The sequence below is a fragment of the Mycobacterium ahvazicum genome (assembly GCF_900176255.2).
Lineage (GTDB): Bacteria > Actinomycetota > Actinomycetes > Mycobacteriales > Mycobacteriaceae > Mycobacterium > Mycobacterium ahvazicum.
On the sequence record NZ_FXEG02000003.1, the window covers coordinates 486,394 to 513,365 of the forward strand.

Genomic DNA, 26,972 nt, shown 5'->3' on the forward strand with positions numbered 1-26,972 from the left:
TATAGTCTAACCAGTCGCGACGACGGACGCGGAGTTCCAGGGCGCCAAGCGCTCGGACGATCCGTTCGATTCCGGCAGATCGTCACTGACGTCCCACGTCGCGGAGAGCCGCCCCACTCCCAGCGCAATTGCGCAGTGCAGACCGAGTTCGACCAACTGATCTTCGCTGAAGTGCTTGCGCAACTCGTCGTAGACCACGTCATCGATGGCGAGGTGGTTGGTCGCGAACAACTCGGCGAAGCGCAGAGCCGATCGCTCGGCGTCCGAAAGATTGTCCGCGTCGGCGGGCCGCTCCAGCGAGCAGACCGCGTCCTCGTCGAGCCCGTCATCGATGGCGCTTTGGTAGCGCACCGCGATGCAGCTTCGGCACTGGTTGAAAAACGCGATCCGCAGCCGCACCAATTCAAGGAGCCGCGGCGACAAACTCCCGTTGCTGCGCAGCGCAGCGGTCAACGCGCCCAGGGCCTCGGCGGCCGCGGGCAGGCGACTGACGATGGAGGCAACGCCGAGGTTGATCCGATCCCCTTGACCGAGGTCTTCAGTCGGCATCTCGGCAAAGGCTGCGGAAGGCGCGATTCGCGTCACTGCATCGTCTCCTATGTGCACCTGTCTGGGCCCCTGGAGTATCGCCATTCCGCCAGCCAGCGTCAATCATCGCTTCGGCAGGAATCCCGAAGGATCGGCAGCGCACGCAATGCAGCTTGACGAGTGTTACATCTCGTTGGAGCATGCGCACAGCGTCAGGCCGACCGATGACAACTGACATGTTCCTCAACTCCATTGACAGGGTGTGCGGGATGGAACTACGTCAGCTCGAGTACTTCATCGCTGTGGCGGACGAAATGAACTTCTCGCGCGCGGCACAGCGGGTCCACGTCGTCCAATCCGCCCTGTCCACGTCAGTCAGCAAGCTGGAGCGGGAACTCGGCGTAGAGCTGTTCAATCGGTCCAAGCAACAGATCAAACTGACGCCGGCGGGCGAGCTGTTTCGCGAGCATGCACGCCGCATCGTCCACAGCGCCCGGCTCGCCAAGGACTCAATCAACGACTACCTCGGTGAGCTGTCCGGCACCGTGGAAGTGGGTTCACTCGTATCCTTTGGGGCGCTGGACGTCCCGCGGGTACTGGGGGAATTTCACCGCACCTATCCCCAGGTGCAGATCATTCTGCGACTGAGCCCATCGGGTTCGATGCCGCATCTCTCCGCTATCTCCGACGGCACGCTCGACCTTGCCTTCGTTTCCGCTCCGGACCGCTTCCCGACGGGTATTGACATGCGGCTGCTGGCCGAGGAGCCGATGGTCTTTGTCTGCAGGGCCGATCATCATTTGGCACAGCGCGACCGCGTCGGCATCATTGAGCTTGCCCACGAGAACCTGATCGGTTTCCCCGCCGAATTCGGCCTGCGCCGCATCGTGGAGAACGCATTCACGGCGGCCGGCATCGCGGCGCGCACCCGATACGAAGCGGCGGTCAACTACGGGGTCGCATCCAGTTTGGTGCAGCACGGATTGGGCACCATGTTCATGCCCGCCAGCGACGCCGGCCGCTTTCCGGACCTCCGGGCGGTGCCGCTGCAGCCAGAGATCGTGTGGCCGATTTATCTCGCCATGAGCGGGCCGACGCGGGTCTCGCCGGCCGCCGCTAAGCTCGCCGAGCTGATCCTGGCGTCGGCAGCGCGACCAGGCCAGCAGTCGGCAGCCCAATTGCCTTAGCCAGCGGTCCTATTCGCTTTTCCGTAGGCTGCTCGAACCGTCATCTCCAATTTTGATGGGTCGGATCATAACCATTCATTGGACACGATGATCCTTGGTTGCTCTGATGAAGAGACACAACCGAGCTCAGAGATTACGAGGTTGATGATCATGTCGCCGTCGCCGCGAAGCCCCCAGCTCGATAATCTCGCAACGCGATTCGAACGCGACGTCATTCCGCTGCGGGATCAGCTATTCCGTGCGGCACGCAGGTATACCCAAAGCCACGCCGACGCCGAGGACCTCGTCCAGGAAACCATGATCAAGGCATATGTCGGATTTGGATCCTTCAGGGAAGGCACGAACCTACGCGCATGGCTCTTCACGATCATGAACCACACGCGAATCAATCACTACCGCACCGCCAAACGTCGTCCAACGGAGTGGCTGGCCGGCGACATCAGCGACTTTCTGCTTCCCGCGGGACCCGCACAGTCGATGGCGGGACGATTGTCGACTGAGACCGTAGTGCTCGATTCGATCGGCGATCCCGAGGTCCGCCAGGCACTTCAGCAGCTTCCAGAATCGCAGCAGCTGGCTGTTTACTACGCCGACGTCGAAGGCTTCCGGTACAAGGAAATCGGCGAAATCCTGAACATACCACTGGGTTCAGTCATGTCTCGCATCCACCGAGGGCGCAAAAACATGCGAAAGCTATTGACGGACTTCGCGATTGAGCAACGATACATCCGCGGAGGCGACGACGTGGTGGTCGCAGCCTAATAGCCGGCAGGCAACAACCTGCCCCAAATCCCGGTTGCCCTTTCTCTTGAGAGAACAACCGACTAGCCGACGAAGGGGGCTCCGTCGAACCGGTCACAGGTAGCGAACTCCGAGACCGGCCGGCGTCGCAACTTCGAAACTTGACGTACCGGCTTGCCCAACGGCACCAGTGCGGCAATGGCATACGAGTCGGGGATGCCGAGAAGATCTTTCGCCCGTGGCTCCTCGGCGACAACCATCGTTGTCAGCACTCCGCCAAATCCTTCATTGCGCGCGGCCAGCAACACGTTCCACACGAACGGGTACACCGAGGCACCGGGTACCACCGCGATGCGATCGAGATCCTGGTCGGTCGCGGCGACAACGCCGAGATTGACCAGGAACATCAACACGACCGGCGCCTCACGAAACGGCGCCGACATCTGAGCAGGCACCTGCGCCGCCTCGATCGTGGCCGCATCTAAGCTGGTCGGCTGCAACGGGTTCCATGGTGACTCGCCGTTGGCGAGCTGGGCGGTATAGCGGCGGGCCGCGGTAAGCCCGAGATCAGCCAACGCAGCCCGGGTGTCCTGGTCGCGCAGCACGATGACGCGCACGCCTTGCCGGTTGCCGCCGGTCGGTGCGAAGCGCGCGTTATCCAGGATGCGTTCGAGAACGTCATCGGGAAGCGGGTCGTCGGTGAATTCGCGCACTGCCGCGGTAGAACGCATAGCGTCGTACAACTCCATGCCCACCATCGTGCCGCAACCGGCGACAGCCGTGTTCAGGCCGCGTCGTGGAAGATCAATCCCAGCGTGTAGCGCCGGCCGGAGCGGACGGCGGACACCCCATGGCGTACCGGGGCCGCCGACCATCCTCGGGTCGACCGCACCGGCCGTTCTCTGGCGGTGAAGACATAGCCGTGTCCGCGCGGCAATGTTGTGGCCGTCCCCCGTGATTGCGCCCGGGCCCGCTGCTCGACGAGCAGGAATTCGCCTCCGGTGTGCGCGACGCCCGGCTCGTTGAGATTGATGACGACCTGCAGCGGAAAGATGAGCTCTCCGTAGAGGTCTCGGTGCAGCGCATTCCAATCACCCGGGCCGTAGTTGAGCAGCAGTGCCGTGGGCTTGGTCTGGCCGGCGCGATGGCACGTGTCCAGCCATTCGTCGAGAGTGTCGGGCCACGGAGCCTGTCGCCCAAGCTTCGTCCACCAGTCCCGGGCGATCGGCAACAGCCGCGGGTAGAGCGCCTGTTTCAGATCTTCGATCGGACCGGGGTAGGGCTGTTTGAAATAGCGATACTCGCCTTGCCCGTAGCGGTGCCGGCCCATGTCGACGATTGCGCGAAAACGACTGGCGTCGGCGTACAAATCGATGACCGAGGCGCACTCGGCAGGCGTGATCAGCTCCGGGAGCAGTGCACCGCCGACGTCGTTCATGTCGGCGGTGCACTGCTCCCAATCGGCGGCATCGACGCGCTGGCGCCAGGTCGAGACCATCAGAACAGCTTGCCAGCCAACGCGGGTGCCGGCGCCTCCAGCTCCAGCAAGAATCGTTTGCGTTTCAGGCCGCCCGCGTAACCCGTTAGTGCGCCGTCCTTTCCGACGACACGATGGCACGGAACGACGATGCTCAGCGGATTGCGCCCGACCGCCTGGCCTACTTCATAAGCGGTGGTGCCGTCGGCCAGTTCCTCGGCCAGCTCACCGTATGTCTTCGTCTGGCCGTACCCGATCCCGACAAGCCGATCCCAGATTCGGCGCCGACGCATTTCTCCCACCAACGCGATCGGAAGATCGAATCGAGTGCGCTCTCCGGCGAGATACTCATTCAGCTGCTCGGCGGTGCGACCGAGCAGATCGTCGGCAGCCGATCCGACGCACTCGCCCAGAGCATTCGCGGCCGGCGGGTGCCAGTGCTGCCGAAAATAAACCCCTGTCAAGGCGTCGCCGTCAGCGACCAGGGTCAGCTCGCCCAACGGGCTGTCGATCATCGTGTGTCGTGCTGTCATCGTTGAACCTCCTTTATTCCTGTAGACGTTGACCGGTCCGGCGGCGTGAGATGGGATGCGAATTGATTTCTCACATTTCACGATCCGCCGACGTCTTCCCATCGGGAGCAAGAGGAGATCGCATGATCAGCCATACCAACCGGTGACATCGCCGTGCAGGCCAACCAGGTGAAGATGCCGTTTGAGGCCGTCGTGGCACAGCACGGCGCGACAGTGTTGCGGGTGGTGCGCGCCGTGGTCGGGCACAGCGACGCCGACGACGCTTGGTCGGACACCTTCCTGGCCGCCTTGAAGGCCTACCCGCAACTGCCGGTCGGGGCCAATGTCGAGGCGTGGCTGGTCACCATTGCTCACCGCAAGGCCATCGACATCACTCGGGCGGCGGCAAGGCGGGCCATCCCGGTCGCCGATACCCCCGACTCCCCCGCCGGGGAACGAGCCGATGGACACGACCTCGACCTGGATGCGGCCGTGGGTGCACTGCCGCCCAAGCAACGTCACGCCGTGGCCTACCACTATCTGGCGGGCCTGCCCTACGCCGAGATCGCAACGATCCTCGACAGCAGCGTCGACGCTGCCCGCCGGGCCGCAGCCGATGGCATCGCCACCCTGCGGCGCACCTATCCCCTTCTCGACAACGCAAGGAATCATCATGGCCTCGACTGACCTCACTCACCTCTACCCCGTCGATGCGAATCATCTGCGACGCCTGCGCACCCGCCTGGAACGGGATGCACAGGCTGGAGATCTGCTCGACATCGCCTATCGCACAATGGATTCCGCAGTCGGGCCGCTGCTGCTGGCCGCCACCCCGCTGGGACTGGTCAGGGTGGCTTTCGCGAACGAGGACCGAGACGGCGTGCTGCTGACGCTCTCCGAACGGATCAGTCCGCGGATGCTTGAGGCGCCGGCGCGGCTGGATCCGATCGTGCGACAGCTGGACGAATACTTTGCCGGCCGCCGGCACACCTTCGACGTCACGCTGGACTGGTCACTGTCGCGCGGGTTTCGGCGCACGGTGCTAGAGCACCTCAACACCGACGTCAGCTACGGCACCACGGCCAGCTACGCCACGCTGGCGCGACTCGCCGGCTCTCCCAACGCGGTGCGCGCGGTGGGCACCGCGTGCGCGACCAACCCCATCCCGATCGTGGTGCCGTGTCATCGGGTGATCCGATCCGACGGTGCCGCGGGGGCCTACCGCGGCGGACCCGTCGCCAAACGCCTGCTGCTCGACCTTGAGCACCGGGGATGACGACGGCAGGACCGGCGCGCAACCGCGTCTCACCGGTGGGCGTGATCATCGCCGTTCCCGGCCGGGGCGCCTGGATGGGCAACCGCGGGCGTCTGCACGAAGGCCGCGCCAGCCGCGACGTCGTTCGCAACCATCAGCACAAGACCTGGATTACCTGTGTGCTGTCGTTCCGGGGCCGCCGAGTGGCGCAGTGGGAACCCAACCGCTACACGCCGCTGTTCTTCCTCGACGAGGCGGTGGCGCTGGCTGCCGGACATCGCCCGTGCGGCGAATGCCGGCAACGCGACTACCTGACCTATCGATCGTTATGGGTCGAAACACGTTGCGGGACAAAACCTTATGCCAAAGAAATGGACACCCAGCTACACCGAGAACGGCGCGACAAGACCGGCCACCGCGCCCGTTGGATCGATCTGCCCGACGGGGCATTCGTCGCCACAGATTCCGGTCCAGCCGTCGTCGTCGGCGGTCACCTCGCGGCCTGGGACCAAGACAACACGTACCGGCACAAGTTACTTCGGCCCGTAAGCGGTCAGGCCACGGTGCTCACCCCGCCGTCCACAGTGCGAATCTTGCGCGCCGGATACCCCGTTCAGATTGATGACGCGGCCCGCTAGCCCCCCGGGGCAACAACGTTCCCGCTGTGTATGGTCAAAATGGCCTGCCGGCGTAAGGGGACAGAGAACACCCATGGCGAATGCCCTGCCCGAGGATGCCTTCACCGGACCACAAGCCGTGGATCCCGATCTGCGTAAGGTGGCCCGCCTGCTGCCCCGGGGATACGCCCTGCATCGCGGGTACAAGGTTCAGCGAGCCGTCATGGGTGTCCTGGGCAACGCCGGCCGGCTCCGCGATGTACCGGTGGTCGCGGTCAACAAACACGTCAAAGTCCGCATGCATCGTCCGGCGGGCCTCCCCGAGCGGGCACCCGCGCTGCTGTGGATCCATGGCGGCGGCACCATCATGGGAACGCCCGTCCAGGATGACAAGTTCTGCCGCAAGCTATCTCGTCTCACCGGCGTCGCGGTGGCAGCCGTCAAATACCGCCTCGCACCCGAGCACCCGTACCCGACACCGGTCGACGACTGCTATGCGGCGCTGCGGTGGCTCGCCCGCCAGCCGTGGGTCAACCCCGAGCGAATCGCTGTCGGCGGCGCAAGCGCCGGTGGACATTTCGCCGCAGCACTGGCCCAACGCGCACACGACCGCAGCGACGTCAAAATCGCCTACCAGATGCTGGTCTATCCCATGCTCGACGATCGCACCGGCGCGAATGGGGACGGCCGCAAGCGCATCATGTGGACCGAAGACGATAACCAGCAGGCGTGGCGGTGGTACCTCGACGGAGCGGATCCCATCGTGGCGGCCCCGGGGCGTCGAACGGACCTGTCCGGGCTACCGCCGGCGTGGATCGGCGTTGGGACGTTGGACCTCTTCTATCAGGAGTGCCTCGATTACGCGCGGCGGTTGCGCGAGGCGGGCGTACCCGTCCACGAGGAAATCGCCCCCGGCGCGTTTCACGCGTTCGACAACATCGTGGAGAAGGCGCCGATCTCGGCGAAGTTCTTCGCCAGCCAGCGCGATCATCTCTGGGCCGCTTTGGCGTCGCCGGCCGAGGATTAGCCGGGCTAAGCGCGCCTCTTAACGAGCTAGTTGACTGCAAAATGTGCAGAACGTGCAACTATGGGGGTATGGCCAACCCGATGGGACTGCGTGAGCGGCGTCGCCGCGAAACCAGCGCAGACATCCGCGACGCCGCGGTGCGGTTGGCCCTCGAGCGCGGCTTCGACAAGGTGACCATCGAGGAAATCTGCGCCGAAGCCGGAATCTCGACGCGCACGTTCTTCAACTACTTCCCGAATAAAGAGTCCGCCATCGCCTATGGCCCCTCGGACATTCCAGCCGAGTTGGTCGCGGATTTCGTCGCGGCCGGTCCCGCCCGCTACTCCGTCGTGCTGGCCGAGCTGATCACCCTGGCAGCGCACCATCTGCGCGACGTGCCGCCACTGCGCGAGCAGGCGGCCCACATGCTCGAACTCGCCAAAACCTCCCCCGCGGTGTTGGCCGCGTTCCTCGCGGACCTGGAGCGCTTTCAGCTTCAGCTGACCGACATCATCGTGCGCCGCCAGGACATGAAGCCGGACGACGAGATGGCCGCCTTGATTTCCGCGCTGGCACTGACCGCGGTACGTTCCGGCCTCGAAAAGTGGGCAAGTAGCGAACCGGTGGATCCCGACGACACGCCGATGCCGTATGTCGAGCGGGCCGCCGCGCTGGTGAACAGCATCTTCACCGAGTGATCTGAAACACCGCGGGCAAATCTTGCATGATCTGCAAGATATGCAGATCATGTAGTATGCGCTGGTGGCGGTGTTCGGGGACGCTCCCCGGCAAGGGCCGACCCCGATGCTGACTCAAGCGGCCGGTGCGCTCGAGGGTCCGCGAGTCATGCGGGCGGTGGCCACACGATGGTGACGAGAAAAGGACTCACGTAGTTGTTGCTATCGAAGATTGTGCGCAACGCCTGGTTGCCGCTCTTGATCGTGGCGGTGGTGGTGGTCGGTGGTTTCGCCGTGGTCCGGGTCAAGTCCTTCTTCGGCGCCAACGACACCGGCGTCCTGACGAGTCCGCGGCTCGACGACTCCAAGCCGTTCAAACCCAAGGTCGTCAAGTACGAAGTCTTCGGCTCGGCGAGCCACGCGAACGTGAACTACCTGGATCTGTCGGCCGACCCGCAGCGGATCGACGGTGCGCCGTTGCCCTGGACGATGGTCCTCAAGACCACCGCTCCGTCGGTCTTCCCAAATCTTTCGGCGCAAAGCGACGGTGACTACCTCGGGTGCCGCATCACCATCGATGACGAAATCAAAGACGAGAAGATAACCACCGGCGTGCACGCCCTGACCTTCTGCCTGGTGAAATCCGCATGAGTACAACGTTTAACGACGCCCGCACCGACGCGCTCCCGACCGCCGCAGCGCCGGTGCGGGAGAAGATCCCGCGCTTCATCCGGAAATTCGCCGTACTGATCATCCTGGGTTGGATCGCACTGATCGCGGTGCTCAGCACGATCGTCCCCGACCTGGACACGGTCGGGAAGATGCGCTCGGTCTCGATGGCCCCCGACGATGCGCAATCGGTGGTCGCGACAAAGCGCATGGGCGCTGAGTTCAAGGAGTACAAGTCCAACAGCTCGATCATGATCGTTCTCGAGGGGCAACAGCCGCTCGGCGCCGATGCCCACGCCTACTACGACAAAATCGTTCAGAAGCTCGACGCCGACACCAAACACGTTGAGCACGTTCAGGACATGTGGAGTGACCCACTGACCGGGGCGGGTGCGCAGAGCAACGACGGCAAGGCCGCCTATGTCCAGGTCTATCTCGCCGGAAACCAAGGCGAGTCGCTGGCGAACGAGTCCGTCGAGTCGGTTCAGAACATCGTCAAAAGTGTGCCTCCACCCAACGGGGTGAAGGCGTACGTCACCGGACCCGCCGCGCTCTCAGCCGACCAGCATGTGGCCGGTGACCGCAGCGTGCAAATCATCACGATGTGCACGTTCACCGTGATCATCGCGATGATGTTGCTGGTCTACCGTTCCATCGTCACAGTGCTGCTCACGCTGGTGATGGTGGTACTGGAACTGTCGGCCGCACGCGGAATGGTCGCGTTCCTGGGCTACTACAACATCATTGGGCTGTCGACCTTCGCGACCAACCTGATCGTCACGTTGGCGATCGCAGCCGCCACGGACTACGCGATCTTTTTGATCGGCCGATATCAGGAAGCCCGAGGTAAGGGCGATTCCCGCGAAGACGCCTATTACGACATGTTCCATGGCACCGCGCATGTGGTGCTCGGCTCGGGCCTGACCATCGCCGGTGCGACGTTCTGTCTGCACTTCACCAACCTGCCGTACTTCCAGACGCTGGGCATCCCGTTGGCCATCGGCATGGTGGTCGTGGTCCTGGCCGCGTTGACACTCGGGCCCGCGGTCATCACGGTGGCAACGCGCTTCGGTAAGACGCTCGAACCCAAGCGCACGCAGCGTATTCGGATGTGGCGCAAGATCGGCGCAGTTATCGTGCGGTGGCCCGGGCCGATCCTGGTCATGACGATCGGCATCGCACTCGTCGGCCTGCTGACACTGCCCGGGTACCGCACCAACTACAACGACCGCAATTATCTGCCCGACGATCTGCCGGCCAACGAGGGATACGCCGCCGCCGATCGGCACTTTTCGCATGCACGCATGAATCCCGAAGTGCTGATGATCGAAAGCGACCACGATCTGCGCAACTCCGCGGACTTCTTGGTCATCGACAAGATCGCCAAGACGATCTTCCGGGTGCCGGGAATCGGTCGCGTGCAGGCCATCACCAGGCCCGAGGGCACGCCGATCGAGCACACCTCGATCCCGTTCCAGATGAGCATGCAGGGCGTCACCCAGCAGATGAATCAGAAGTACCAAGAAGACCAGATGGCCGACATGCTCAAGCAGGCCGACATGATGCAGACGACGATCGACAGCATGACCAAGATGCAGAGCATCACCGTGCAGATGTCCAACGATATGCATCAGATGGTCAAGAAGATGCACGACATGACGATCGACATCAACGAATTACGTAACCACATGGCCGATTTCGAGGACTTCTTCCGGCCGATCCGCAGTTACCTCTACTGGGAAAAGCACTGCTTCGACATCCCGGTGTGCTGGTCACTGCGCTCGGTCTTCGACGGCCTCGACGGCATTGACACGATGACCGATGACATCGAGAGCCTGCTTCCGATCATGGACCATCTCGACACCCTGATGCCTCAGATGGTGGCGCTGATGCCGTCGATGATCGAGAACATGAAGGCCATGAAAACGACGATGCTGACCATGTATTCGACCCAGAAGGGTCTGCAGGATCAGCAGAACGAGGCCCAGAAGAACGGCAACGCGATGGGCAAGGCGTTCGACGCGTCCAAGAATGACGACTCGTTCTATCTGCCGCCGGAGATCTTCAACAACAACGAGTTCAAGAAAGGCATGAAGAACTTCATCTCCCCCGATGGCCACGCCGTGCGTTTCATCATCAGTCACGACGGCGATCCGATGTCGGCGGAAGGCATCGCGCATATCGCGGCGATCAAGAAGGCCGCCTACGAAGCGCTCAAGGGCACACCACTGGAGGGCTCCAAGATCTATCTCGGAGGCACCGCGGCAATTTACAAGGACCTCAGTGACGGCAACACCTATGACTTGCTGATCGCCGGAATAGCCTCACTCTGCTTGATTTTCATCATCATGCTGATCATCACCCGAGGTGTGGTGGCCTCGGCGGTCATCGTCGGAACCGTCCTGCTTTCACTGGGCGCGTCGTTCGGACTGTCGGTGCTGATCTGGCAACACATCATCGGCATCGAGCTGCACTGGATGGTGTTGGCGATGTCGGTCATCATCCTGCTTGCCGTGGGCGCCGACTACAACTTGCTGCTGGTGGCGCGGTTCAAAGAAGAGATTCACGCCGGCCTGAACACCGGAATCATCCGGTCGATGGGCGGCACCGGTTCCGTCGTCACCTCGGCGGGGCTCGTCTTCGCCTTCACCATGATGACCATGGCGGTCAGCGAGCTGACCGTCATCGGACAGGTGGGTACTACGATCGGCCTGGGCTTGCTCTTCGACACGCTGATCGTGCGGTCGCTGATGACGCCGTCCATCGCGGCGCTGTTGGGCAAGTGGTTCTGGTGGCCGCAACGGGTGCGACAACGCCCGGTGCCATCGCCATGGCCGAAGCCGGCCACCGAACCCGAATCGGTAACCGCCGCTACGTAACCCACTCGGGCTGCGCGTCCGTCTGGACGGCGGAGAAGTCTTTGTGCCCCAGGCCGGCGGTGGTGCCGCCGTCGACCACGAACTCCGAACCCGTGGAATAGCTGGACTCGTCGCTGGCCAGATAGACCACCAGGCTGGAGACCTCCTTAGGATCGGCAGCCCGGCCGAGCGCGGTCTGGAAGATGTCGTCAGGAACCCACTCGGTCATCGGGGTCTTGATCAGGCCGGGATGGATCGAGTTCACCCGGATTCCGCTGGGCCCGAGCTCCAGCGCCGCCGACTTGGTCAGCCCCCGGACAGCGAATTTCGTTGCCGTGTAACCATGGCAGGCGATCGTGCCGGCGATACCTTCGATCGAAGAGATGTTGATGATCGAGCCTCGTCCGGCTTCCTTCATCGGTTTCACCACGGCGCGGATGCCGAGAAACACACCGGTCAAATTGATGTCGAGGATCCGCTGCCATTCCGTGAGCGCGTAGTCCTCGAAGGTGCCGATGTTGATGATGCCGGCGTTGTTCACCAGCACGTCGATGCTGCCGAACTCGTGCAGCGCGGTGGCCACCGCGGCATCCCAGTCGTCGGGCTTCGTCACATCGAGGTGCAGGTAGCGAGCCGAGTCGCCCACCTCGGCCGCCACTGCCTTGCCTTCGTCGTCGAGGATGTCGCCGAACACGACCTTGGCTCCCTCGTCCACCAGCATCCGCACATGCGAGGCACCCATCCCCCGGGCACCCCCACTAATCAGCGCCACCTTGCCCGCCAACCGTTCTGCCACCGTGTTCTCCTGTCATGTGGTGCGTCATCCGGGTCCGAATAGGCTGCAGCCGAGGCACGCTACTCTGGACCAGTCGTCACCATACATATATGTGTGCGTGTATGACGGCGATACTCGTCAATCGCCACGCTCGCCCGGGACTGGAATGAGGGATGGCGGCGCATCGATTCGCTACGTTCGCGCGCAAGCTGTTGAGCGGAGATCCAAGCCGGGTGTGACTCGAGGACAATTACTTTCGCCCCTGCAACGCGAGCCATCATTGGCTACTCCTCTACCGGCGAAAATGGCCCAAGGCCATGCTCATGACTCTGATCTCAGCAATTCACGAGACCCCCTGAAAAGGGCCCGAAGTCGCTAGCGCGGAGGACTTTCGTCAGCTGCACCGTGATCAGGAGCGCGCGCTGCCTCGATGCGTGCCGCTGGCCTCGACGAGGTGCGCGACCCCATCCTCGATTCCCGCGGCCAGTGCGTCGATGTCGGGCGCAGTGTCGTAGTCGGCGGTGATGCCGAAGATGAACTGGTCGGCGTAACTGAGCATCGCGACGGCGGTACGCACATTGAGCGCGATCGGCGGGATCGGAAGGATCTCCAGCACCCGCCGGCCCATCAGTTTCTGCCCGTACCGGGGACCGGGAACGTTGGTCGCCACCGCGACCACTGCCTTCTGGGGCAGTCGGGACAGCAAACGGATGGCCCATGCCGTGAACGCGAATGGGACATTCTTGGCCGCCGCGGTCAGCGCCGTGCCTCCTTCGCGTTGACCGCTCGCCTTGGCCCGCGTGAGCCGACTGTGCACCAGTTGCAGCTGCTTCAGCGGGTCCGCCTCGTCGACGGGTAACAACGGCAGCATTGCCGAGACCTGATTGTCGGCCATATTGAAGTGGTTCGTCGCGCGGACCGAAACCGGAACGAGTGTGCGCAGCGAGTTGTGGCCGGGCCGCTCCCCGCGCTCCAGCAAGATCTTGCGGTAACTGTCGGTGATCGCCGCCAGCGCTACGTCGTTGAGCGTCACGCCGAATGCCCGAGCAACCTTCTGCAGGTCAGCCAACCGAACCCGGGCCACACTGTAGCGGCGCAACGACTTAACCGGTCCGTTCAGCGACGAATCGGGCGCCGCGCTGAGCACACCGGCAGTCAGCTCGGCCGCACCCATCACCATGTGCTCGAGCGCGGCCGCCGCGGCAAACGCGCTTCGCCCTATCCCGCCGACCCAGTTCGCCGGGTTCAAACTGATCTTCGGAAAGTCCAACCCATGACGGACCGGCTCCTTGGCCGCACGAATGGCGGTCGCAAAGCTGTCGCCGCCGCCGCTATCGCTGAACTTTGCCAGGATCTGCGTCGTCGCGATCCCATCCGCCATGCAGTGATGGACCTTGGTCAGCACGGCCCACCGGTCCTCGCTCAGCCCCTCGAAAATCCAGCACTCCCAGAGTGGGCGCTCACGATCGAGCCGTCGCTCCATCACCGACGCGACCATCTCGAATAACGCGGCATCGTCGCCCGGGTGCGGCAGCGCGAGACGATGCAGGTGCCGTGAGACGTCGAAGTGCGGGTCGTCGGCCCATTCGGGTGAGCCAAGATCTAGCGGATGCGTCCGCAGGACCTGCCTGCAGCGCGGAATCTGCGGTGCCCGTTCGGCAAAGGTCGAAACGAACTCCTCGTAACTCGGAGCGGGGCCTTCGATGATCGAGACGCTGCCGATCGCCAGACTCACGTGCGGATCGGAGTCTTCGACCTCGAGGAAGGTGGCATCGAAAGCGCTCAAATGCTCCACTGCGACACAGTCCCTTCTGGCGGCGGCTGACGGTAGACCGCGGCACCGGCCGTGATCCCGGCACCGGCGGCAACGAACAGCACCTGTGCGCCGCCAGGCAGTCGGTCAACCTGTCGCTCGAATGCTGCCGCCAGCGCGGCGGTATGCATCCGTTGGTCGTCGGCGATGCTGATCCTGTCGACCGGCAGCCCAAACCGGTTGCTCAGCGCGGTGCGGTATTCCTGCCGCGCGGGTGCGGCGACGATCACGTCGATGTCGGAAAGCCGGACGGACTGCGCGGCCAGGCAGGCGTGCACCGCCGCTGCGGCAACCGCAGCGAATCGCTCATCGAGCGCGGCGGACTGGCTGAATCGAAGAACATTACGCGCGTCAGCGAATCCTACTGTCGCAGAGAATATTTCGTCTTCATATGGTGCGCCGCTGTCGTTAACCCAGGACACGTTGCTCAGACCATAGCTGTCGTCAGTCCATCCGCAGAGCAACGCGGCACCGGCGGCCGAGAATGGAAAGTGTTCGCTCATGCCATGGCCCGGATCGGCGTCGCTGGCCACGATAAGGGCGCGCCGAATGCTGTGCGTTCGCAGGAATCCGTCGACGATCTGCAGCGCCGTCAGCACCCCGCAGGCACCGTTGGCGATGTCGAAGGAAAAAGTGCCGTGCGCATCACCGTGCGGGTCCTCGGGGTTGGCGCCGATGTCGTCCTGAATCAGCGCAGCCAGCGCGGGCTCCCCCAGATTGCGGTCACGGTAAATACCGGCATTGACCACGAGATCCAATTCACTTGGCTCGCAACCAGCGTGCAGCAGGCAATCCTCGGCGGCACTGACCGCGAGGCGCAGCGCGCTGTGCCGGTCACGCCACCGTGCCTGGGAGATATCGACTTGTTCAATGACGGTGCCCATAACGGCTCACCAAATCCTCATCCAGGGTCAGTAAGACCACACCGATCTCGAGTCCCGAAGCCAGGGCAAGCAGCGCGACCCTTTCTCCGGCCTCGATGCGTCCCGCTTCGAGTTCCTCGACGAGGGCCACCGTGTGAGTCGTCGAGGCCGTGTTGCCATACCGGTCGACGGTGATCACGGCGTCGTGCCGGGGACTGTCGCCGAACGCCTCCGACATTCGGGCCATTCCTTTGCGAATAGCGCGCGCCGAAGTCTGGTGGGTGATCACATGGTCGATGTCGTGAATCGAAATACCGACGGTGTCGAGCACTTCATGCAGTAACAGCGGAGTGTTGGCGATCGCGGCCTTCTGAATCGCGCGGGAATTGGTGAACATCCGCGCACCCGGATCATGGCCTTTTGGATAGGCCAGGCAGAGCCTACTGTAATCGGCGACGGTAGTGAATCCGGCCAGGCTGATACCGGCTGAGCCGGCGGGCGCGCGCTCCAACAGCAGCGCCGCGCCGGCATCCCCGAGAGTCAGGCACGCAAGCTCTTTGCTCATGATGTTGCGAATGTGCCGGGCTGCGTTGTGGCCGAGTTGGGAGATGTACTCGCCGCTGACCACGAGCCCACGCTCGACAATGCCCTGCCGGATCCAGTTGTTCAAAATCGTTACCCCGGTGAGCATTCCGGCGCACGCATTCGACACATCGAACGTCATTGCCTGCGGTGCCCCGATCCCACGAGCGATCGCACCGCTCATCGACGGCTCGAGCCATTGGGTCAGGCCGCCCCGGAGTTTCGTGATGCTACAGCTGATAACCACGTCAAGGGATGCCGGATCCTGTTGCGCGGTGGCGAGGCAATTCAGTGCCGCCGAGGTGGCCAGGGTGTAGGAATCCTCGTCCCCCACCGAAACGCGCCGTTCGTGAATTCCGGTCAATCGTTCCAGATCGATGTGGGTACGGTGGCGCGTGGTCGCCATCAGTTCGTCTGTGGTCAGGTGGGTTTCGGGCAGATGGCGGCCGGCAGCCGCCAGCCGGGCGACGAACGGTGCCGGAGGCCCGTCGCCGGATGCCTCCATCACCAACCAATGCCGAGCCATCAGCCTTACTCCTGCGGGTGAATGGGTGCCCAGTTATTCACGGCCACGCGCTGATTCCAGCAGCAACCGCCGTTCCGCGGCGGCAACAATACGCCGAGTCGCGGAAACCGCGTCGGGGTTGACCGACACTGACGTGATGCCCATGCGCACAAGATGCTCAGCGAAAGCGGGATTGGTCGATGGCGCCTGACCGCACAACGAGGAGGTGATTCCGTGCTTGCGAGCAATCGAAACGATGCGTCCGATCGCGTCGAGCACAGCGCCGTCGGATTCGTCGAACAGCTCGGCACAGATGTCGGAGTCCCGATCGACACCCAGAATCAGTTGGGTCAGGTCGTTGCTACCAATCGATACACCGTCCACGCCCAGCCCGATGTACTCGGGAAGCCAATACATCACCGATGGCACCTCGGCCATCACCCAGCGATGCAAACCTCGTTGAGCACCCAGCGGGCTCACATCGATCAGGGATAGGCATGTTTCCAGTTCCCAGCGCGTCCGAACGAATGGAATCATCAAGTGCACGTTCGGGTTCCGTTCGCGCACCCTGGCCAAGGCCTGGAGCTCCAGGCCGAACAGGTCAGGTTCCTTAACGTATCGGTAGCACCCCCGGTACCCGATCATCGGATTGTGCTCGACTGGCTCGTAGGCTTCACCACCACGCAAGCCGCGGAATTCGTTGCTACGGAAATCGGTGGCCCGGTAGACGACCGGCCGAGTCCCGAACGCGGCGGCTATCCGCCCGATGGAGGCAACCATCGCGTCCACGAGATCTGCCTGCTCGCCACGCGCGATGAGATCACGTGGATGTCTTCCCGAAAGTGCCTGAGTAAGTAGGAATTCCGCGCGAAGCAGTCCCACTCCATCGACGTCCTGGGCTGCAACCGCTTCCGCAGAGTCAGGCATCGCCAGGTTGACGTAAATTTTGGTGCCCGTCGTCTCGCTGCGTTCCGGCGCGCTGGCGGGTGGCTCGGCCGTCGTCGCCCGCACCTGCTGGCCCTGCCCTCCAGCACTGACATTTCCATGCCCGCCGTCGACCGTGACCGTCTGACCGTCGTGCAGAATGGTGGTCGCATTGCGGGCTCCCACCACGCACGGGACGCCGAGTTCGCGCGCCACGATCGCCGCATGGCACGTCATACCGCCGGTTTCGGTCACCAGCGCGGTCGAGCGACGGATCGCCGGGAGCCAATCCGGGTTGGTCATCGGAGCCACCAGAATCTCGTTGTCGAGCAACCGATTACCTTCGTCCGGCGTGTGCAGGACCCGCACCCGGCCGGACGCCGAGCCCGGTGCCGCGGGCAACCCGCGAACCAGGACGCCGTCTGTTCCCGGATCATCAGATGTGTGGGTTTGCAGGGTCGTAATCGGCCTTGCTTGCACCAGCCAGCTCTCGCCAGACGCGATCGCCCACTCAACATCCTGGGGACACCCGTGGTGTGCTTCGACCGCAATGGCCAGCTCCGCGATACGCCGCAAGGACGCGTCGTCGAGCACCCGCGCCTGAGCCTGCTCGGGGTCCAAATCCACCACCACGTCGCGGCCGTCAGGGCCACGTTCGATCTTGAACGCCTGATAGCCGATCTTGACATCAAGCACTTCCAGCGTCTTCTTGTCGACGACGTAGGTATCAGGCTGGACCTTTCCGGATACCACGACCTCGCCCAGTCCAAGAGCGGCTTCGATGACCAGATGGTCGCGCTCCCCGGTGCTGGGATCGCAGGTGAACGCGACCCCTGACCGCTCGGAGGCGATCATCTGCTGCACCACGACAGCCATTGCGGGCGTCGCGAGGAAGCCCCGGCTGGCTCGATAGGTGATCACGCGAGGACTGAAAAGCGATGCCCAGCATGCCTTGACGGCGTCCACCAACATCGTTTCACCCGACACGTTCGTCAGTGTCTGATTCATTCCCGCGAACGATGCGTCGCGGCCATCCTCCCCAGTGGCCGAAGATCGGACCGCCACAGTGCAGCTCGGCCCCAGTGCACGGTAGGAATCGAGCAATGGGCCGCGCACCTCCTCGCTGAGGCCGGCCTTGAGGACCAGATTCTGCATGCGCTGGCAGAGTTCGGACAGTCGCGAATTGTTGCTGACCTCTGCCAGCGCCTCGGCGTGCAACGCCGCCAATTCCGCCTCGACTCCACCTGCCTGCATCGAAGTCAAGTAGCTGCTTCGCATCAAGACGAACCCCGGGGGAACTGGAAGCCCGGCAGCGACCAATTCGCCCATGTTCGCGCCTTTGCCGCCCGCCTCCTCCGAATCAGAGAGCCGCAGATCAGCGATATCTGAGACATATTGACTTGCAAGAATATTCGTCGACACGATAACTCCTCATCAATCAGGATGGAATGCCGCGGTGCAACCCGGGCGGGTAGATCGACCGACGCCACGTGGCATGCGCTTGTTGAATGGTTTGCTCGACCGGCTGCGACGTGTCCAAGGCACATGCGGTGTCCCAGCCGTTCTGTTCGCGCGCCAGCGCTGCCGCGATTTCCGGCGTCACTTCGGAGTTGCCTGGCCGGCGGGTCAGTATTCGCTTGGCGGCGGTCTCGACGCCCGCGACGCACATGAGTTCCACCACAGCCGAGTACATCTCGGATGCCAGCAAATGGGCGTAGGTGCGTAGATGCGGATCTCGCCAGGTCCCGTCAAGGATGACTGAGTAGCCATCGCCGAGCAGCGCGCGGGCCCGGTCCAGAGCCAGCTCGTAGACGCGCCTGACGTTCCTGGGCCGGTACAAGCCCCCATTGAGGATGCCCGTGCCGCCGGTGATGACGCCCGAATCTGCCAGCTCCTTCCGTACGTCATCGGTTGAGATCACCTGCGCTCCCACCGTTTCGGCGAGCGCGTGTGCGACGGTCGACTTGCCAGTTCCTGGGTTCCCACCGACCAGCGCCATGCGGACGCTGCCGTGTTCTAGATGCTGGACGGCGATGGCCAGGTGCCGGCCCGCGTCTCTGGCGGCCGCCGCGTCGCCTTGTGAGTGCCGAATGCAGTCAACCTTGGCCCTCACCACGGCGCGATACGCGATGTAGAAGTCCCACAACGATGACGGAGCCCTGTCACCCGAATGGACGATGTAACGTTGGACGAAATAGTCACCAAGGTCTTTGCGGCCCAGGAACTCCAGGTCCATTGCCAAGAAGGCCGCATCGTCGATGCGGTCGATATGGCGCAGCTTGTCGTCGAACTCGAGGCAGTCGAGCAACGCCAGTTTGCCGTCAGCCCAAAATATGTCGTCGGCGAGCAGATCGCCATGGCCGTCGACGAGGCATCCTTCTTCGACCCGTCGGGCAAACAACGGGGCCCGACCCGAAACGAATTCAGCGGCAAGGCGTTGGACACGTGCCAACAGTTTGAAAGAAATCTCCGAAAGTGGTTCGCCCACAAAACTGTTCAGTTCCGACAGATTCTCGCGCCAGCGGCCGTCGACCGCACACAACTTACCCTCGGCGTCGATCTCGGGGCTGCGGTCGGCGCGTTCGTGAAATCGAGCCAGCACGCCAGCGATGGTGTCCAAGATGTCGCGTACGGTTTCGTTGGGGCCTCGGGCTATCAAGGCCGTCAGGCGATCTTCTTCGCGGTAGCGCCGCATCACGACGATCGGCTCGGCCGGCCCCCCGCAGGGGTCGGTGAGATGCGCGACACCAAGGTAGCTTTCGGGTGACAATCGGCTGTTGAGCTCGACCTCGCGCAGGCACGCCCGCTCGCGCAGTTCGGCTGTGCGGAAGTCGAGAAAGTGGGTCGCGATCGGTTTCTTTGCCTTGAAGGCGCGATCCCCGGCGAGCACCACGATGCCGGTGTGGGTTTCGTGGACATCGATGTAGGGCAATGCGACTGCCACCGACGCTGTGCTAGGCGGGTCAGCGGCAATCGTCATGTTCATGACTCTCCACAGTCCTGTCGATTCGGGAATTCCTCGGGCTCATGAAGGACGCGCCACAATCACCGGCGTGTGAATCGAGTGAACGACGGCGTTGCTCACCGACCCCAGCATCGCGCCCGACAACGTGCCGCGGCCGTGGCTGCCCACAACCACCAGTTGGGCCGACTCCGAGTGCTCGATAAGGTGCCGGGCGGGCCGGTCTCTGACGACGAGCCGCTGCACCGGCACATCCGGGAAGCGTTCTTGCCACCCCGCCAGACACTCAGCCAGATTTCGCTCCGCTTCGGCCCTGACCGTTGTCCAGTCATATCCGGGAAGTTCCAAGAACTCGGTATCACTGGACGCGTGCAGGGCTACCAGTTCGACATCGCGTCGCGACGCCTCATCGAACGCAATGGCCGTCGCCAGCTCTGACGCCGGCGACCCGTCGATTCCTACCAGCACCGGAGTGCGCTGGGCGCTCGGAAGTGACCCGGATTCAGCGCGAATGACCGCTACCGGACACTTCGCGCCGCGCACCACGCCCGAACTCACCGAACCGAGCAGGACCCGCTCCATCGCGCCGTGCCCGTTGGAGCCGACGACCACCAGCTGCGCATCTTCGGACATTTCAATCAGCGTCGGCACCGCGGGCGACGGTTTCACTTCGCTCGTGATGACAAGCTTCCGGTCTGTTTGCACGGCGTCCTGGGCGATCTTGACGGCCTGCTCGAGAGCCTGGCGCCCGTCGTCGAGCTGCCACAGCGCGACTCCGCTCGGCATCGGTACCTGCGGGAAAGTTCGCACGAATGTCTCGAACATGTGGACGAGGTTCAACGAGAGATTGCGCAACGCCGCGTCACGTGCTGCCCAGACCACAGCGGCATTCGATGCGGCCGATCCGTCGACTCCGACGACGATCCCGTAGCGCTTCTCAAATGCCGTCATTTCGTCCTCCTCCAGTCACTGAGAACGCTATTGCCTGCGCGGTCGTCGATCATGAGGCTTTAGTCCCGATCTACGTGGCCGGCAGCCGGCCGCGCGACGATCACCGGCACAAAGACCCCATGCAGGACCGCGTTGCTGACCGAGCCCAACAGCGCGCCGGCCAATCCACCTCGGCCGTGGCTGCCGACGACCACCAACTGGGCCGACTCCGACTGCTCGATCAGCCGCCGAGCGGGTTGGTCGCACACGACAAGTCGATGCACCGTGACATCGGGATAGCGTTCTTGCCAACCGGCAAGACGCTCGGCCAGGATCTCCTCGGCCTGGGCCCGCACCGCGGTCCACTCCGGCTTTGGAAGTTCGAACAGTCCGACGTCGCTCCACGCATGCAAGGCCGTCAGGTCGACGCCGCGCCGGGACGCTTCGTCGAAAGCAATCGCCGTCGCCAGTTCCGAAGCCGCCGAGCCGTCGATGCCCACCAGCACAGGGGCGTCAAGCGGGTTCGGCATCAACGGATCTTCGTCTCGGATGACCGCGACCGGGCACCTTGCGCTGCGCACGACGCCCGAGCTGACCGAACCGAGGAAGGTCCGGGCCAGTGCTCCGCGTCCGTTGCTGCCCACGACGACCATCTCTGCCTCGTCGGACAGTTCGACCAGCGCGGCAACCGGTGCCGCAAACATCAGCTCTGTTGCAATATCGATGCGGCCGTGGGGCTTCGACGCATCTTCGGCGATCTTCTCCGCCTCTTCGAGGATCCGACGGCCATAGTCTTCCTGCCATATCGGAGTATCTGCGGTGAGTGGCATCGGGGGCCACACCGGAGCGGCCAGGTTCACCATGTGGACCAGGGTCAGCCGAACACCACGCAGCGTCGCGTCCCGCGCACCCCAGCAGACCGCGAAATCCGATGCGGGTGATCCGTCGACCCCGACGACGATTCCGTAACGCTTCTCGGACGCTGACATGTCTTCTCCTTCGTTCATCGAGAACGCTATGGTCCAAACACTCATCGGTCATGAGACTTTCGTCCCCAACTGGATGGACGAGAGACCTTCAACGAGCGAATAGGCTTGACCCGCACCGGTGCTGTGGCATCGTCACAAACGTGACCCAATGGCCCGTCACGATCGACAGGCGCTACCACGACGCCGTGATCCTCGACTTGGACAGCGCAATCGTCAGCACCGAGCAAACCCGCCCACCCACCGATGTGCCACTGCTGCGACAGCTGCACGGGATCGGTGTCAGCGTCGAAGAGGTCCGCCCCGGCACGGCGGCGTTGACCGAGGCGACGACCCGTCTCGGGGTCAGCCCCGGACGCTGCGTGGTGATCGCCGACAATGAGTCCGGTATCCGGACAGCCCGAGACTGCGGCATCGGACTCGTCATTGGCCTCTACCGCGACCGGACCGACGGCGTTGTCGCCGATGGGGCGGACGTCGTGATCGCCGACATCGCCGAGATCTCGGTGTGCAGCCGCGACTCTGGCCTATCGACCATCGCCGATGCCCTGCAGTCCTACGGCCAATTGAAAGAACTTGTGGTCGCCCGGCGGCCGGTAGTGTTCCTTGATTTCGACGGGACGCTGTCCGATATCGTCGATGACCCCGACGCCGCTGTGCTGGTCCGCGGCGCCGCCGAAGCGCTTCGCGCTCTCGCCGGGCAATGCCCCGTTGCCGTGATAAGCGGTCGAGACCTGAAGGACGTCCAGGGGCGAGTCAACGTCGATGGCTTGTGGTACGCGGGTAGCCAGGGATTCGAGCTGTTCGGGCCGGACGGCACCCATGTCGAGAACTCCGCGGCCGTCGCCGCCGCTGCCACCTTGGCTGATGCCGCCACCGAGCTGACCGAAGCGCTACTGGACGTGCCGGGAACAGTAGTGGAGCACAAGCGGTTTGCCGTCACAGTTCATTACCGCAACGCTGATCCGGCCGTCGTCGACCGGGTGGTCACTACGGCGTCTCGGCTGGGACGGGACCGGCATCTTCATGTCACCCAGGGCCGCAAAGTCATCGAACTGGGCCCCAACGTTGCCTGGAACAAGAGCGACACTCCCGACTGGCTCCTCGAAAGGATCCTAGCCGACGATCGGACCGCTGAGTCCCCTGCCGCATTGCCGATCTACATCGGTGACGACCTCACCGATGAGGATGCTTTCGATGCGGTTCGTTTTGACGGCGTGGGGATCGTGGTGCGCCATGACGAGGTCGGTGACCGACCGTCTGCCGCTCGGTTCAGCTTGGAAAACCCTTCGGCAGTATGTGAATTCATCCAACGCCTGGCACACGACCTTCGAGATGAAGCAACCAGCCCGGCCGATGCGTGGCGACTGGTCTTCGACGGCTACGACCGGGAACAGGAGCGACTGCGCGAGACGTTGTGCACCGTCGGCAACGGCTACGTCGCCACCCGCGGCTGTGCGCCGGAGGCATCTGCGGCTCAGGCCCACTACCCCGGCACCTACGCCGCCGGCGTGTACAACACCCTGGCCGACCAGATCGCCGGCCGCAGAATAGAGAATGAGAGCCTCGTCAACCTGCCCAACTGGCTGCCGCTGACGTTTCGTATCGACGACGGCCCGTGGTTCAGTGTGGACGATGTCGAATTACTGTCCTATCAGCAAACATTCGACCTACGACACGCGACGCTGATCCGTACACTGCGATTCCGGGATCATGCGGGCCGAACGACAACGCTGAATCAGCAGCGATTCGCGTCGATGCACCAGCACAACATACTGGCGATGAAGAACACCGTAACCGCGGAGAATTGGTCGGGCACAGTAGAATTCATGTCTCACTTGGATGGCGCTGTCAGCAATTCAATGGTGGAACGCTACGGCTCACTGTCGAGTGTCCACCTGACGCCACCCACTCTCGATGAAATCTCGCCCGGATCAGTGCTGTTGCGGACACAAACATCGCAATCACGTATCTCGATCGGGATGGCCGCCCGCACTTCACTGTGGCGCGACGACTCGCCCGTCGACGCGCAGTACACCTTTGTGCGAGAAGCCGGGCGGGGCGGTCACAACCTCCGAGCGGACTTGTCCGCCGGGCAGTCCATCACACTCGAGAAGGTTGTCACCCTCTTCACCGGGCGGGACGCCGCGATCTCTGAGCCGGCAAGCACCGCGCAGCATTTCCTCGAAGAAGCCGGCCGATACACGGATCTTCATCGGCACCACCGGCGGGCGTGGGACCGACTCTGGGAGCAGTGCGACGTCGGACTTGACGACGGCGTGGAAGCCTTGCGGATCCTTCGGCTGCATCTGGTGCAACTGCTGCAAACGCTTTCCCCGCACACCGCCGAACTTGATGCCAGCGTGCCGGCGCGGGGCCTGCACGGCGAAGCCTATCGCGGACACGTCTTTTGGGACGCCCTGTTTGTGTCCCCCGTCCTGAGCCTGCGGATGCCCAACGTGTCGCGCTCGCTGTTGCTTTATCGGTATCGGCGACTTCACCAGGCCCGACGCGCCGCGCGCAGGGCCGGCTACCTGGGCGCGATGTATCCGTGGCAGTCAGGCAGTGACGGTAGTGAGGTGAGCCAGGAACTCCACCTCAACCCACGATCCGGCCGGTGGAACCCCGATCCCAGCGCACGCGCGCATCACGTCGGTCTCGCCGTCGCATACAACACGTGGCAGCACTATCAGGTGACCGGCGACCGTCAGTATCTTGTCGACTACGGAGCCGAGATGCTGGTCGAGATCGCCCGATTCTGGGTCGGATTGGCCACGTACGACGAAAGTCGTGGCCGCTACACGATCCGGGGAGTCATCGGCCCCGACGAATTTCATTCCGGATATCCCGGCAAAGAGTACGACGGTATCGACAACAACGCCTACACCAATGTGATGGCGGTCTGGGTGATCACTCGGGCACTGGACGCGCTGGACCTGTTGTCGCTGCGCGACCGACTCGATCTTGTCGGCAAGATCGGTCTGGACACAGCGGATCTCGAGCGGTGGGAACATGTGAGCCGGCACATGTTCGTCCCTTTTCATGACGGCGTCATCAGTCAGTTCGAAGGCTATTCGGACCTGGCGGAACTGGACTGGGATCACTATCGGGAACGCTACGGAAACATTCAGCGCCTCGATCGCATCCTGGAGGCTGAAAACGACAGCGTGAACAACTACAAGGCGTCCAAACAGGCGGATGCGCTGATGCTGTTCTATCTACTGTCGTCCGACGAACTGCTGGGTTTGTTTGGCCGCCTCGGGTATCACTTTGCCCCGGAGCAAATCCCGAAAACAGTCGATTACTACCTCGCGCGCACCTCGCACGGATCGACATTGAGCGCCATCGTGCACTCATGGGTGCTCGCCCGGAGCAACCGGCGCAGGGCCATGGAGTACTTCCAGCTAGTGCTGAAGTCCGACGTCGCCGACATCCAGGGCGGCACGACGGCCGAAGGTATACACCTCGCGGCGATGGCCGGCAGCATCGATCTGCTGCAACGGTGTTACACCGGACTCGAAACACGGGACGACCGACTCATTCTCGGGCCCCAATGGCCAGAAGACCTCGGCCCCATCGAGTTCCCACTCGTGTACCGCGGTCAGCGCCTCCATCTTCAAGTCAGCGGACGGACCGCCACCGTGACCTCTGAGGCCGGCAACGCCGGTTCGGTCGATGTCGAATGCCGAGGCCATGTGCGAAAGCTGTTGCCCGGAAGCACGATCAAGGTCGAGTAACCAACGCTGTCAGGGTGACCATTGCCATCAAGATCGGGCCGAAGGGCCCTGCTCTGAATCAGTTGAGACTCGTAACATCGCCGATGAAGCGGGGTTTCCCGCGAGCGCTGGTTCCGATCGGAGAATGCAATGAATCGTCCGCAATCATCGCAGCGGGTCGTCGTGGGTATCGATGGTTCCGATGCAGCGATCAACGCGGCCAGATGGGCGGTGACCGAGGCGGTCGGCCGAGACGTTCCGCTGCGTCTGGTTCACGCGATCCCCGAACGGGAATCCGACGGAACCGCACGCGATGACAGCTTGGATATCGAGTATGGCGAGACAGCGCTGCGCGCCGCCTGCGCAGCGGTCAACGCGACGGGACAGCAAGTCAAAGTCGAAACCGACCTGGTGCGCGGATCGATCGGGAACGCGTTAATCGATGAATCTGACCACGCGGCGATGGTTTGTCTGGGCTCGATCGGGATCGGGCGGGTCGCCCGCAGAGTTCTCGGCTCGACCGCTGCCACCGTTGCCGAGAATGCGCATTGTCCGGTGGCGATCATCCGCCACAACCGCGACGGTGAAGATCCCGGCTCGGGATGGGTTGCCGTCGTCGTCGACGACAAACCGGGCAACGACGTGGTGCTCGAGCACGGTTTCCGCGAAGCACGTCTACGCGGCGCACCGGTGTTGGCGATGGGAGTCTGGCGTTGGGGTCTGGGTGAAATCCCGTATTCGCAATTGGATCACCGCCTCAGCCCTTGGGTTTCTGAGTATCGCGAGGTGCATGTCCTTCCGGCTGCCGCGCGGAGTGGAGCCGCTGAATTCCTTGCCAGCACAGCCGAACCCGTACAACTCGCGGTGGTGGACAGTTCGGACGCTGACAAGGTTGCCAGCTTGGTCGGTCCGATCAAGCCCCATTTCCGGCACGCCGGATGCTCGGTACTCGTCGTGCGCCCATGACGATTCGGTCGTCAGTGAGCGTCTAACCGACCCTCGCGTTCGGGCATCGCTGCCACCAACGGTGTGTCGACGCCGAGCGGACCCACACCGGCGGAACCACCCGGGCAGCCGAGCGGCGCAGCACGGCCCGCTAGTGGACGGCTGAAAAAGGAGGCATTGTCTTCCAAGTGCTGCACCTGGTCGGCAGGCAGATCTCCCTCCCAGTAAATCGCATCCATGCGGCAAGCCGGCTTGCATGCTCCGCAGTCCACGCATTCGTCGGGATTGATGTACATCGCCCGAGCGCCCTCATAGATGCAGTCGACAGGGCACTCCTGAACACAGGATTTATCCAGCACGTCAATGCAGTCGGCGCCGATCACATAAGTCATGGACTTACGTTAACGAGCCGGCACCCAAGGGCGCGCTCAACGGATGGCCTCA

24 protein-coding genes are annotated in these 26,972 nt (G+C 63.3%); 11 read left to right on the top strand and 13 right to left on the bottom strand.

Going from position 1 to position 26,972, the window contains the following annotated elements; all coding sequences use genetic code 11:
• Positions 1 to 6: 6 nt before the first annotated feature.
• Entirely contained in the window at positions 7 to 549 is a 543-nt protein-coding gene (locus MAAFP003_RS14980; protein ID WP_243394055.1) for a carboxymuconolactone decarboxylase family protein, read from the bottom strand.
• Between the two features lie 248 nt (positions 550 to 797).
• Here MAAFP003_RS14980 and MAAFP003_RS14985 point away from each other — a divergent pair, with 248 nt between their 5' ends.
• Together MAAFP003_RS14985 and MAAFP003_RS14990 are read left to right on the top strand one after the other, a co-directional pair.
• Positions 798 to 1,715 carry a LysR substrate-binding domain-containing protein gene (locus tag MAAFP003_RS14985; protein WP_096288130.1) on the top strand — a complete coding sequence of 306 codons (918 nt, stop codon included), beginning with the start codon at positions 798 to 800 and terminating at the stop codon, positions 1,713 to 1,715.
• A gap of 144 nt (positions 1,716 to 1,859) precedes the next feature.
• On the top strand, positions 1,860 to 2,477 hold the full coding sequence (locus MAAFP003_RS14990) for a sigma-70 family RNA polymerase sigma factor (protein ID WP_096288132.1): 618 nt from the start codon (positions 1,860 to 1,862) through the stop codon (positions 2,475 to 2,477).
• 62 nt (positions 2,478 to 2,539) lie between these two features.
• On the opposite strand, the gene MAAFP003_RS14995 is transcribed toward MAAFP003_RS14990, so the two are convergent.
• Genes MAAFP003_RS14995 through MAAFP003_RS15005 form a run of 3 tightly spaced genes read right to left on the bottom strand, consistent with a single transcriptional unit; the run spans position 2,540 to position 4,466 of the window.
• Complete coding sequence (locus tag MAAFP003_RS14995) at positions 2,540 to 3,205, bottom strand: nitroreductase family protein (protein ID WP_096291171.1); 666 nt, start codon at positions 3,203 to 3,205, stop codon at positions 2,540 to 2,542.
• Positions 3,206 to 3,240: 35 nt separating this feature from the next.
• The gene (locus tag MAAFP003_RS15000; protein ID WP_096288134.1) at positions 3,241 to 3,954 is read right to left on the bottom strand and encodes a 2OG-Fe(II) oxygenase; all 714 of its coding nucleotides are present in this window, start codon (positions 3,952 to 3,954) and stop codon (positions 3,241 to 3,243) included.
• On the bottom strand, positions 3,954 to 4,466 hold the full coding sequence (locus MAAFP003_RS15005; RefSeq protein WP_096288136.1) for a methylated-DNA--[protein]-cysteine S-methyltransferase: 513 nt from the start codon (positions 4,464 to 4,466) through the stop codon (positions 3,954 to 3,956). Before MAAFP003_RS15005 ends, MAAFP003_RS15000 begins: the two co-directional genes overlap by 1 nt.
• Positions 4,467 to 4,640: 174 nt before the next feature.
• Here MAAFP003_RS15005 and MAAFP003_RS15010 point away from each other — a divergent pair, with 174 nt between their 5' ends.
• From MAAFP003_RS15010 to MAAFP003_RS15040, 7 genes are all read left to right on the top strand, one after another.
• Entirely contained in the window at positions 4,641 to 5,132 is a 492-nt protein-coding gene (locus MAAFP003_RS15010) for an RNA polymerase sigma factor (RefSeq protein ID WP_096291172.1), read from the top strand.
• Positions 5,119 to 5,721, top strand: a complete 603-nt coding sequence (locus MAAFP003_RS15015) for a methylated-DNA--[protein]-cysteine S-methyltransferase (protein ID WP_096288138.1) — start codon at positions 5,119 to 5,121, stop codon at positions 5,719 to 5,721. The genes MAAFP003_RS15010 and MAAFP003_RS15015 overlap by 14 nt, the downstream gene beginning before the upstream one ends.
• On the top strand, positions 5,718 to 6,338 hold the full coding sequence (locus tag MAAFP003_RS15020; RefSeq protein WP_096288140.1) for a hypothetical protein: 621 nt from the start codon (positions 5,718 to 5,720) through the stop codon (positions 6,336 to 6,338). Before MAAFP003_RS15015 ends, MAAFP003_RS15020 begins: the two co-directional genes overlap by 4 nt.
• Positions 6,339 to 6,411: 73 nt before the next feature.
• Entirely contained in the window at positions 6,412 to 7,344 is a 933-nt protein-coding gene (locus MAAFP003_RS15025) for an alpha/beta hydrolase (RefSeq protein WP_096288142.1), read from the top strand.
• A gap of 68 nt (positions 7,345 to 7,412) precedes the next feature.
• On the top strand, positions 7,413 to 8,021 hold the full coding sequence (locus MAAFP003_RS15030) for a TetR family transcriptional regulator (protein ID WP_096288144.1): 609 nt from the start codon (positions 7,413 to 7,415) through the stop codon (positions 8,019 to 8,021).
• Between the two features lie 213 nt (positions 8,022 to 8,234).
• A complete protein-coding gene (locus MAAFP003_RS15035; RefSeq protein ID WP_096288146.1) occupies positions 8,235 to 8,651 on the top strand; it encodes an MmpS family transport accessory protein in 417 nt (138 codons plus the stop codon).
• Positions 8,648 to 11,548, top strand: coding sequence for an MMPL/RND family transporter (locus tag MAAFP003_RS15040; RefSeq protein WP_096288148.1), 2,901 nt, complete (start codon positions 8,648 to 8,650; stop codon positions 11,546 to 11,548). The genes MAAFP003_RS15035 and MAAFP003_RS15040 overlap by 4 nt, the downstream gene beginning before the upstream one ends.
• Here the strand turns inward: MAAFP003_RS15040 and MAAFP003_RS15045 are convergent.
• The 8 genes from MAAFP003_RS15045 to MAAFP003_RS15080 all read right to left on the bottom strand — a co-directional run bounded on the left by MAAFP003_RS15045 (position 11,541) and on the right by MAAFP003_RS15080 (position 21,870).
• Positions 11,541 to 12,323, bottom strand: coding sequence for an SDR family oxidoreductase (locus MAAFP003_RS15045; RefSeq protein ID WP_096288150.1), 783 nt, complete (start codon positions 12,321 to 12,323; stop codon positions 11,541 to 11,543). The genes MAAFP003_RS15040 and MAAFP003_RS15045 overlap by 8 nt on opposite strands.
• 388 nt (positions 12,324 to 12,711) lie before the next feature.
• Positions 12,712 to 14,097 (bottom strand): WS/DGAT/MGAT family O-acyltransferase, encoded by a 1,386-nt coding sequence (locus MAAFP003_RS15050; RefSeq protein ID WP_096288152.1) that lies wholly within the window; start codon positions 14,095 to 14,097, stop codon positions 12,712 to 12,714.
• The gene (locus MAAFP003_RS15055) at positions 14,085 to 14,999 is read right to left on the bottom strand and encodes a 3-oxoacyl-[acyl-carrier-protein] synthase III C-terminal domain-containing protein (protein ID WP_096288154.1); all 915 of its coding nucleotides are present in this window, start codon (positions 14,997 to 14,999) and stop codon (positions 14,085 to 14,087) included. Before MAAFP003_RS15055 ends, MAAFP003_RS15050 begins: the two co-directional genes overlap by 13 nt.
• Entirely contained in the window at positions 14,983 to 16,086 is a 1,104-nt protein-coding gene (locus MAAFP003_RS15060; protein ID WP_096288156.1) for a 3-oxoacyl-ACP synthase III family protein, read from the bottom strand. Before MAAFP003_RS15060 ends, MAAFP003_RS15055 begins: the two co-directional genes overlap by 17 nt.
• 33 nt (positions 16,087 to 16,119) lie before the next feature.
• Complete coding sequence (gene ppsA, locus MAAFP003_RS15065) at positions 16,120 to 18,411, bottom strand: phosphoenolpyruvate synthase (protein ID WP_096288158.1); 2,292 nt, start codon at positions 18,409 to 18,411, stop codon at positions 16,120 to 16,122.
• Positions 18,412 to 18,427: 16 nt separating this feature from the next.
• On the bottom strand, positions 18,428 to 19,969 hold the full coding sequence (locus MAAFP003_RS15070; RefSeq protein ID WP_096291173.1) for a bifunctional aminoglycoside phosphotransferase/ATP-binding protein: 1,542 nt from the start codon (positions 19,967 to 19,969) through the stop codon (positions 18,428 to 18,430).
• 45 nt (positions 19,970 to 20,014) lie between these two features.
• The gene (locus MAAFP003_RS15075; protein WP_096288160.1) at positions 20,015 to 20,902 is read right to left on the bottom strand and encodes a universal stress protein; all 888 of its coding nucleotides are present in this window, start codon (positions 20,900 to 20,902) and stop codon (positions 20,015 to 20,017) included.
• 59 nt (positions 20,903 to 20,961) lie between these two features.
• Positions 20,962 to 21,870, bottom strand: a complete 909-nt coding sequence (locus tag MAAFP003_RS15080; RefSeq protein ID WP_096291174.1) for a universal stress protein — start codon at positions 21,868 to 21,870, stop codon at positions 20,962 to 20,964.
• 140 nt (positions 21,871 to 22,010) lie between these two features.
• Here MAAFP003_RS15080 and otsB point away from each other — a divergent pair, with 140 nt between their 5' ends.
• Complete coding sequence (gene otsB / locus MAAFP003_RS15085) at positions 22,011 to 25,604, top strand: trehalose-phosphatase (protein WP_243394065.1); 3,594 nt, start codon at positions 22,011 to 22,013, stop codon at positions 25,602 to 25,604.
• 129 nt (positions 25,605 to 25,733) lie between these two features.
• Positions 25,734 to 26,549: a universal stress protein gene (locus tag MAAFP003_RS15090; protein WP_096288164.1), complete on the top strand. Its 816-nt coding sequence runs from the start codon at positions 25,734 to 25,736 to the stop codon at positions 26,547 to 26,549.
• An 11-nt stretch (positions 26,550 to 26,560) separates the two neighbouring features.
• Here the strand turns inward: MAAFP003_RS15090 and fdxA are convergent, their stop codons facing one another.
• On the bottom strand, positions 26,561 to 26,920 hold the full coding sequence (gene fdxA / locus MAAFP003_RS15095) for a ferredoxin (protein ID WP_096288166.1): 360 nt from the start codon (positions 26,918 to 26,920) through the stop codon (positions 26,561 to 26,563).
• Positions 26,921 to 26,972 lie beyond the last annotated feature (52 nt).

Coding starts and splice junctions, on each gene's coding strand:
- MAAFP003_RS15040 (WP_096288148.1), top strand. CDS start 8,648: ATGAGTACAACGTTTAACGACGCCCGCACCGACGCGCTCCCGACCGCC.
- MAAFP003_RS15010 (WP_096291172.1), top strand. CDS start 4,641: ATGCCGTTTGAGGCCGTCGTGGCACAGCACGGCGCGACAGTGTTGCGG.
- MAAFP003_RS15030 (WP_096288144.1), top strand. CDS start 7,413: ATGGCCAACCCGATGGGACTGCGTGAGCGGCGTCGCCGCGAAACCAGC.
- MAAFP003_RS15025 (WP_096288142.1), top strand. CDS start 6,412: ATGGCGAATGCCCTGCCCGAGGATGCCTTCACCGGACCACAAGCCGTG.
- MAAFP003_RS15060 (WP_096288156.1), bottom strand. CDS start 16,086: ATGGCTCGGCATTGGTTGGTGATGGAGGCATCCGGCGACGGGCCTCCG.
- MAAFP003_RS15000 (WP_096288134.1), bottom strand. CDS start 3,954: ATGGTCTCGACCTGGCGCCAGCGCGTCGATGCCGCCGATTGGGAGCAG.
- MAAFP003_RS15075 (WP_096288160.1), bottom strand. CDS start 20,902: ATGACGGCATTTGAGAAGCGCTACGGGATCGTCGTCGGAGTCGACGGA.
- MAAFP003_RS14985 (WP_096288130.1), top strand. CDS start 798: ATGGAACTACGTCAGCTCGAGTACTTCATCGCTGTGGCGGACGAAATG.
- MAAFP003_RS14990 (WP_096288132.1), top strand. CDS start 1,860: ATGATCATGTCGCCGTCGCCGCGAAGCCCCCAGCTCGATAATCTCGCA.
- MAAFP003_RS15055 (WP_096288154.1), bottom strand. CDS start 14,999: ATGGGCACCGTCATTGAACAAGTCGATATCTCCCAGGCACGGTGGCGT.
- MAAFP003_RS14995 (WP_096291171.1), bottom strand. CDS start 3,205: ATGGAGTTGTACGACGCTATGCGTTCTACCGCGGCAGTGCGCGAATTC.
- MAAFP003_RS15090 (WP_096288164.1), top strand. CDS start 25,734: ATGAATCGTCCGCAATCATCGCAGCGGGTCGTCGTGGGTATCGATGGT.
- MAAFP003_RS15070 (WP_096291173.1), bottom strand. CDS start 19,969: ATGACGATTGCCGCTGACCCGCCTAGCACAGCGTCGGTGGCAGTCGCA.
- MAAFP003_RS15015 (WP_096288138.1), top strand. CDS start 5,119: ATGGCCTCGACTGACCTCACTCACCTCTACCCCGTCGATGCGAATCAT.
- fdxA (WP_096288166.1), bottom strand. CDS start 26,920: ATGACTTATGTGATCGGCGCCGACTGCATTGACGTGCTGGATAAATCC.
- MAAFP003_RS15080 (WP_096291174.1), bottom strand. CDS start 21,870: ATGTCAGCGTCCGAGAAGCGTTACGGAATCGTCGTCGGGGTCGACGGA.
- MAAFP003_RS15020 (WP_096288140.1), top strand. CDS start 5,718: ATGACGACGGCAGGACCGGCGCGCAACCGCGTCTCACCGGTGGGCGTG.
- MAAFP003_RS15005 (WP_096288136.1), bottom strand. CDS start 4,466: ATGACAGCACGACACACGATGATCGACAGCCCGTTGGGCGAGCTGACC.
- MAAFP003_RS14980 (WP_243394055.1), bottom strand. CDS start 549: ATGCCGACTGAAGACCTCGGTCAAGGGGATCGGATCAACCTCGGCGTT.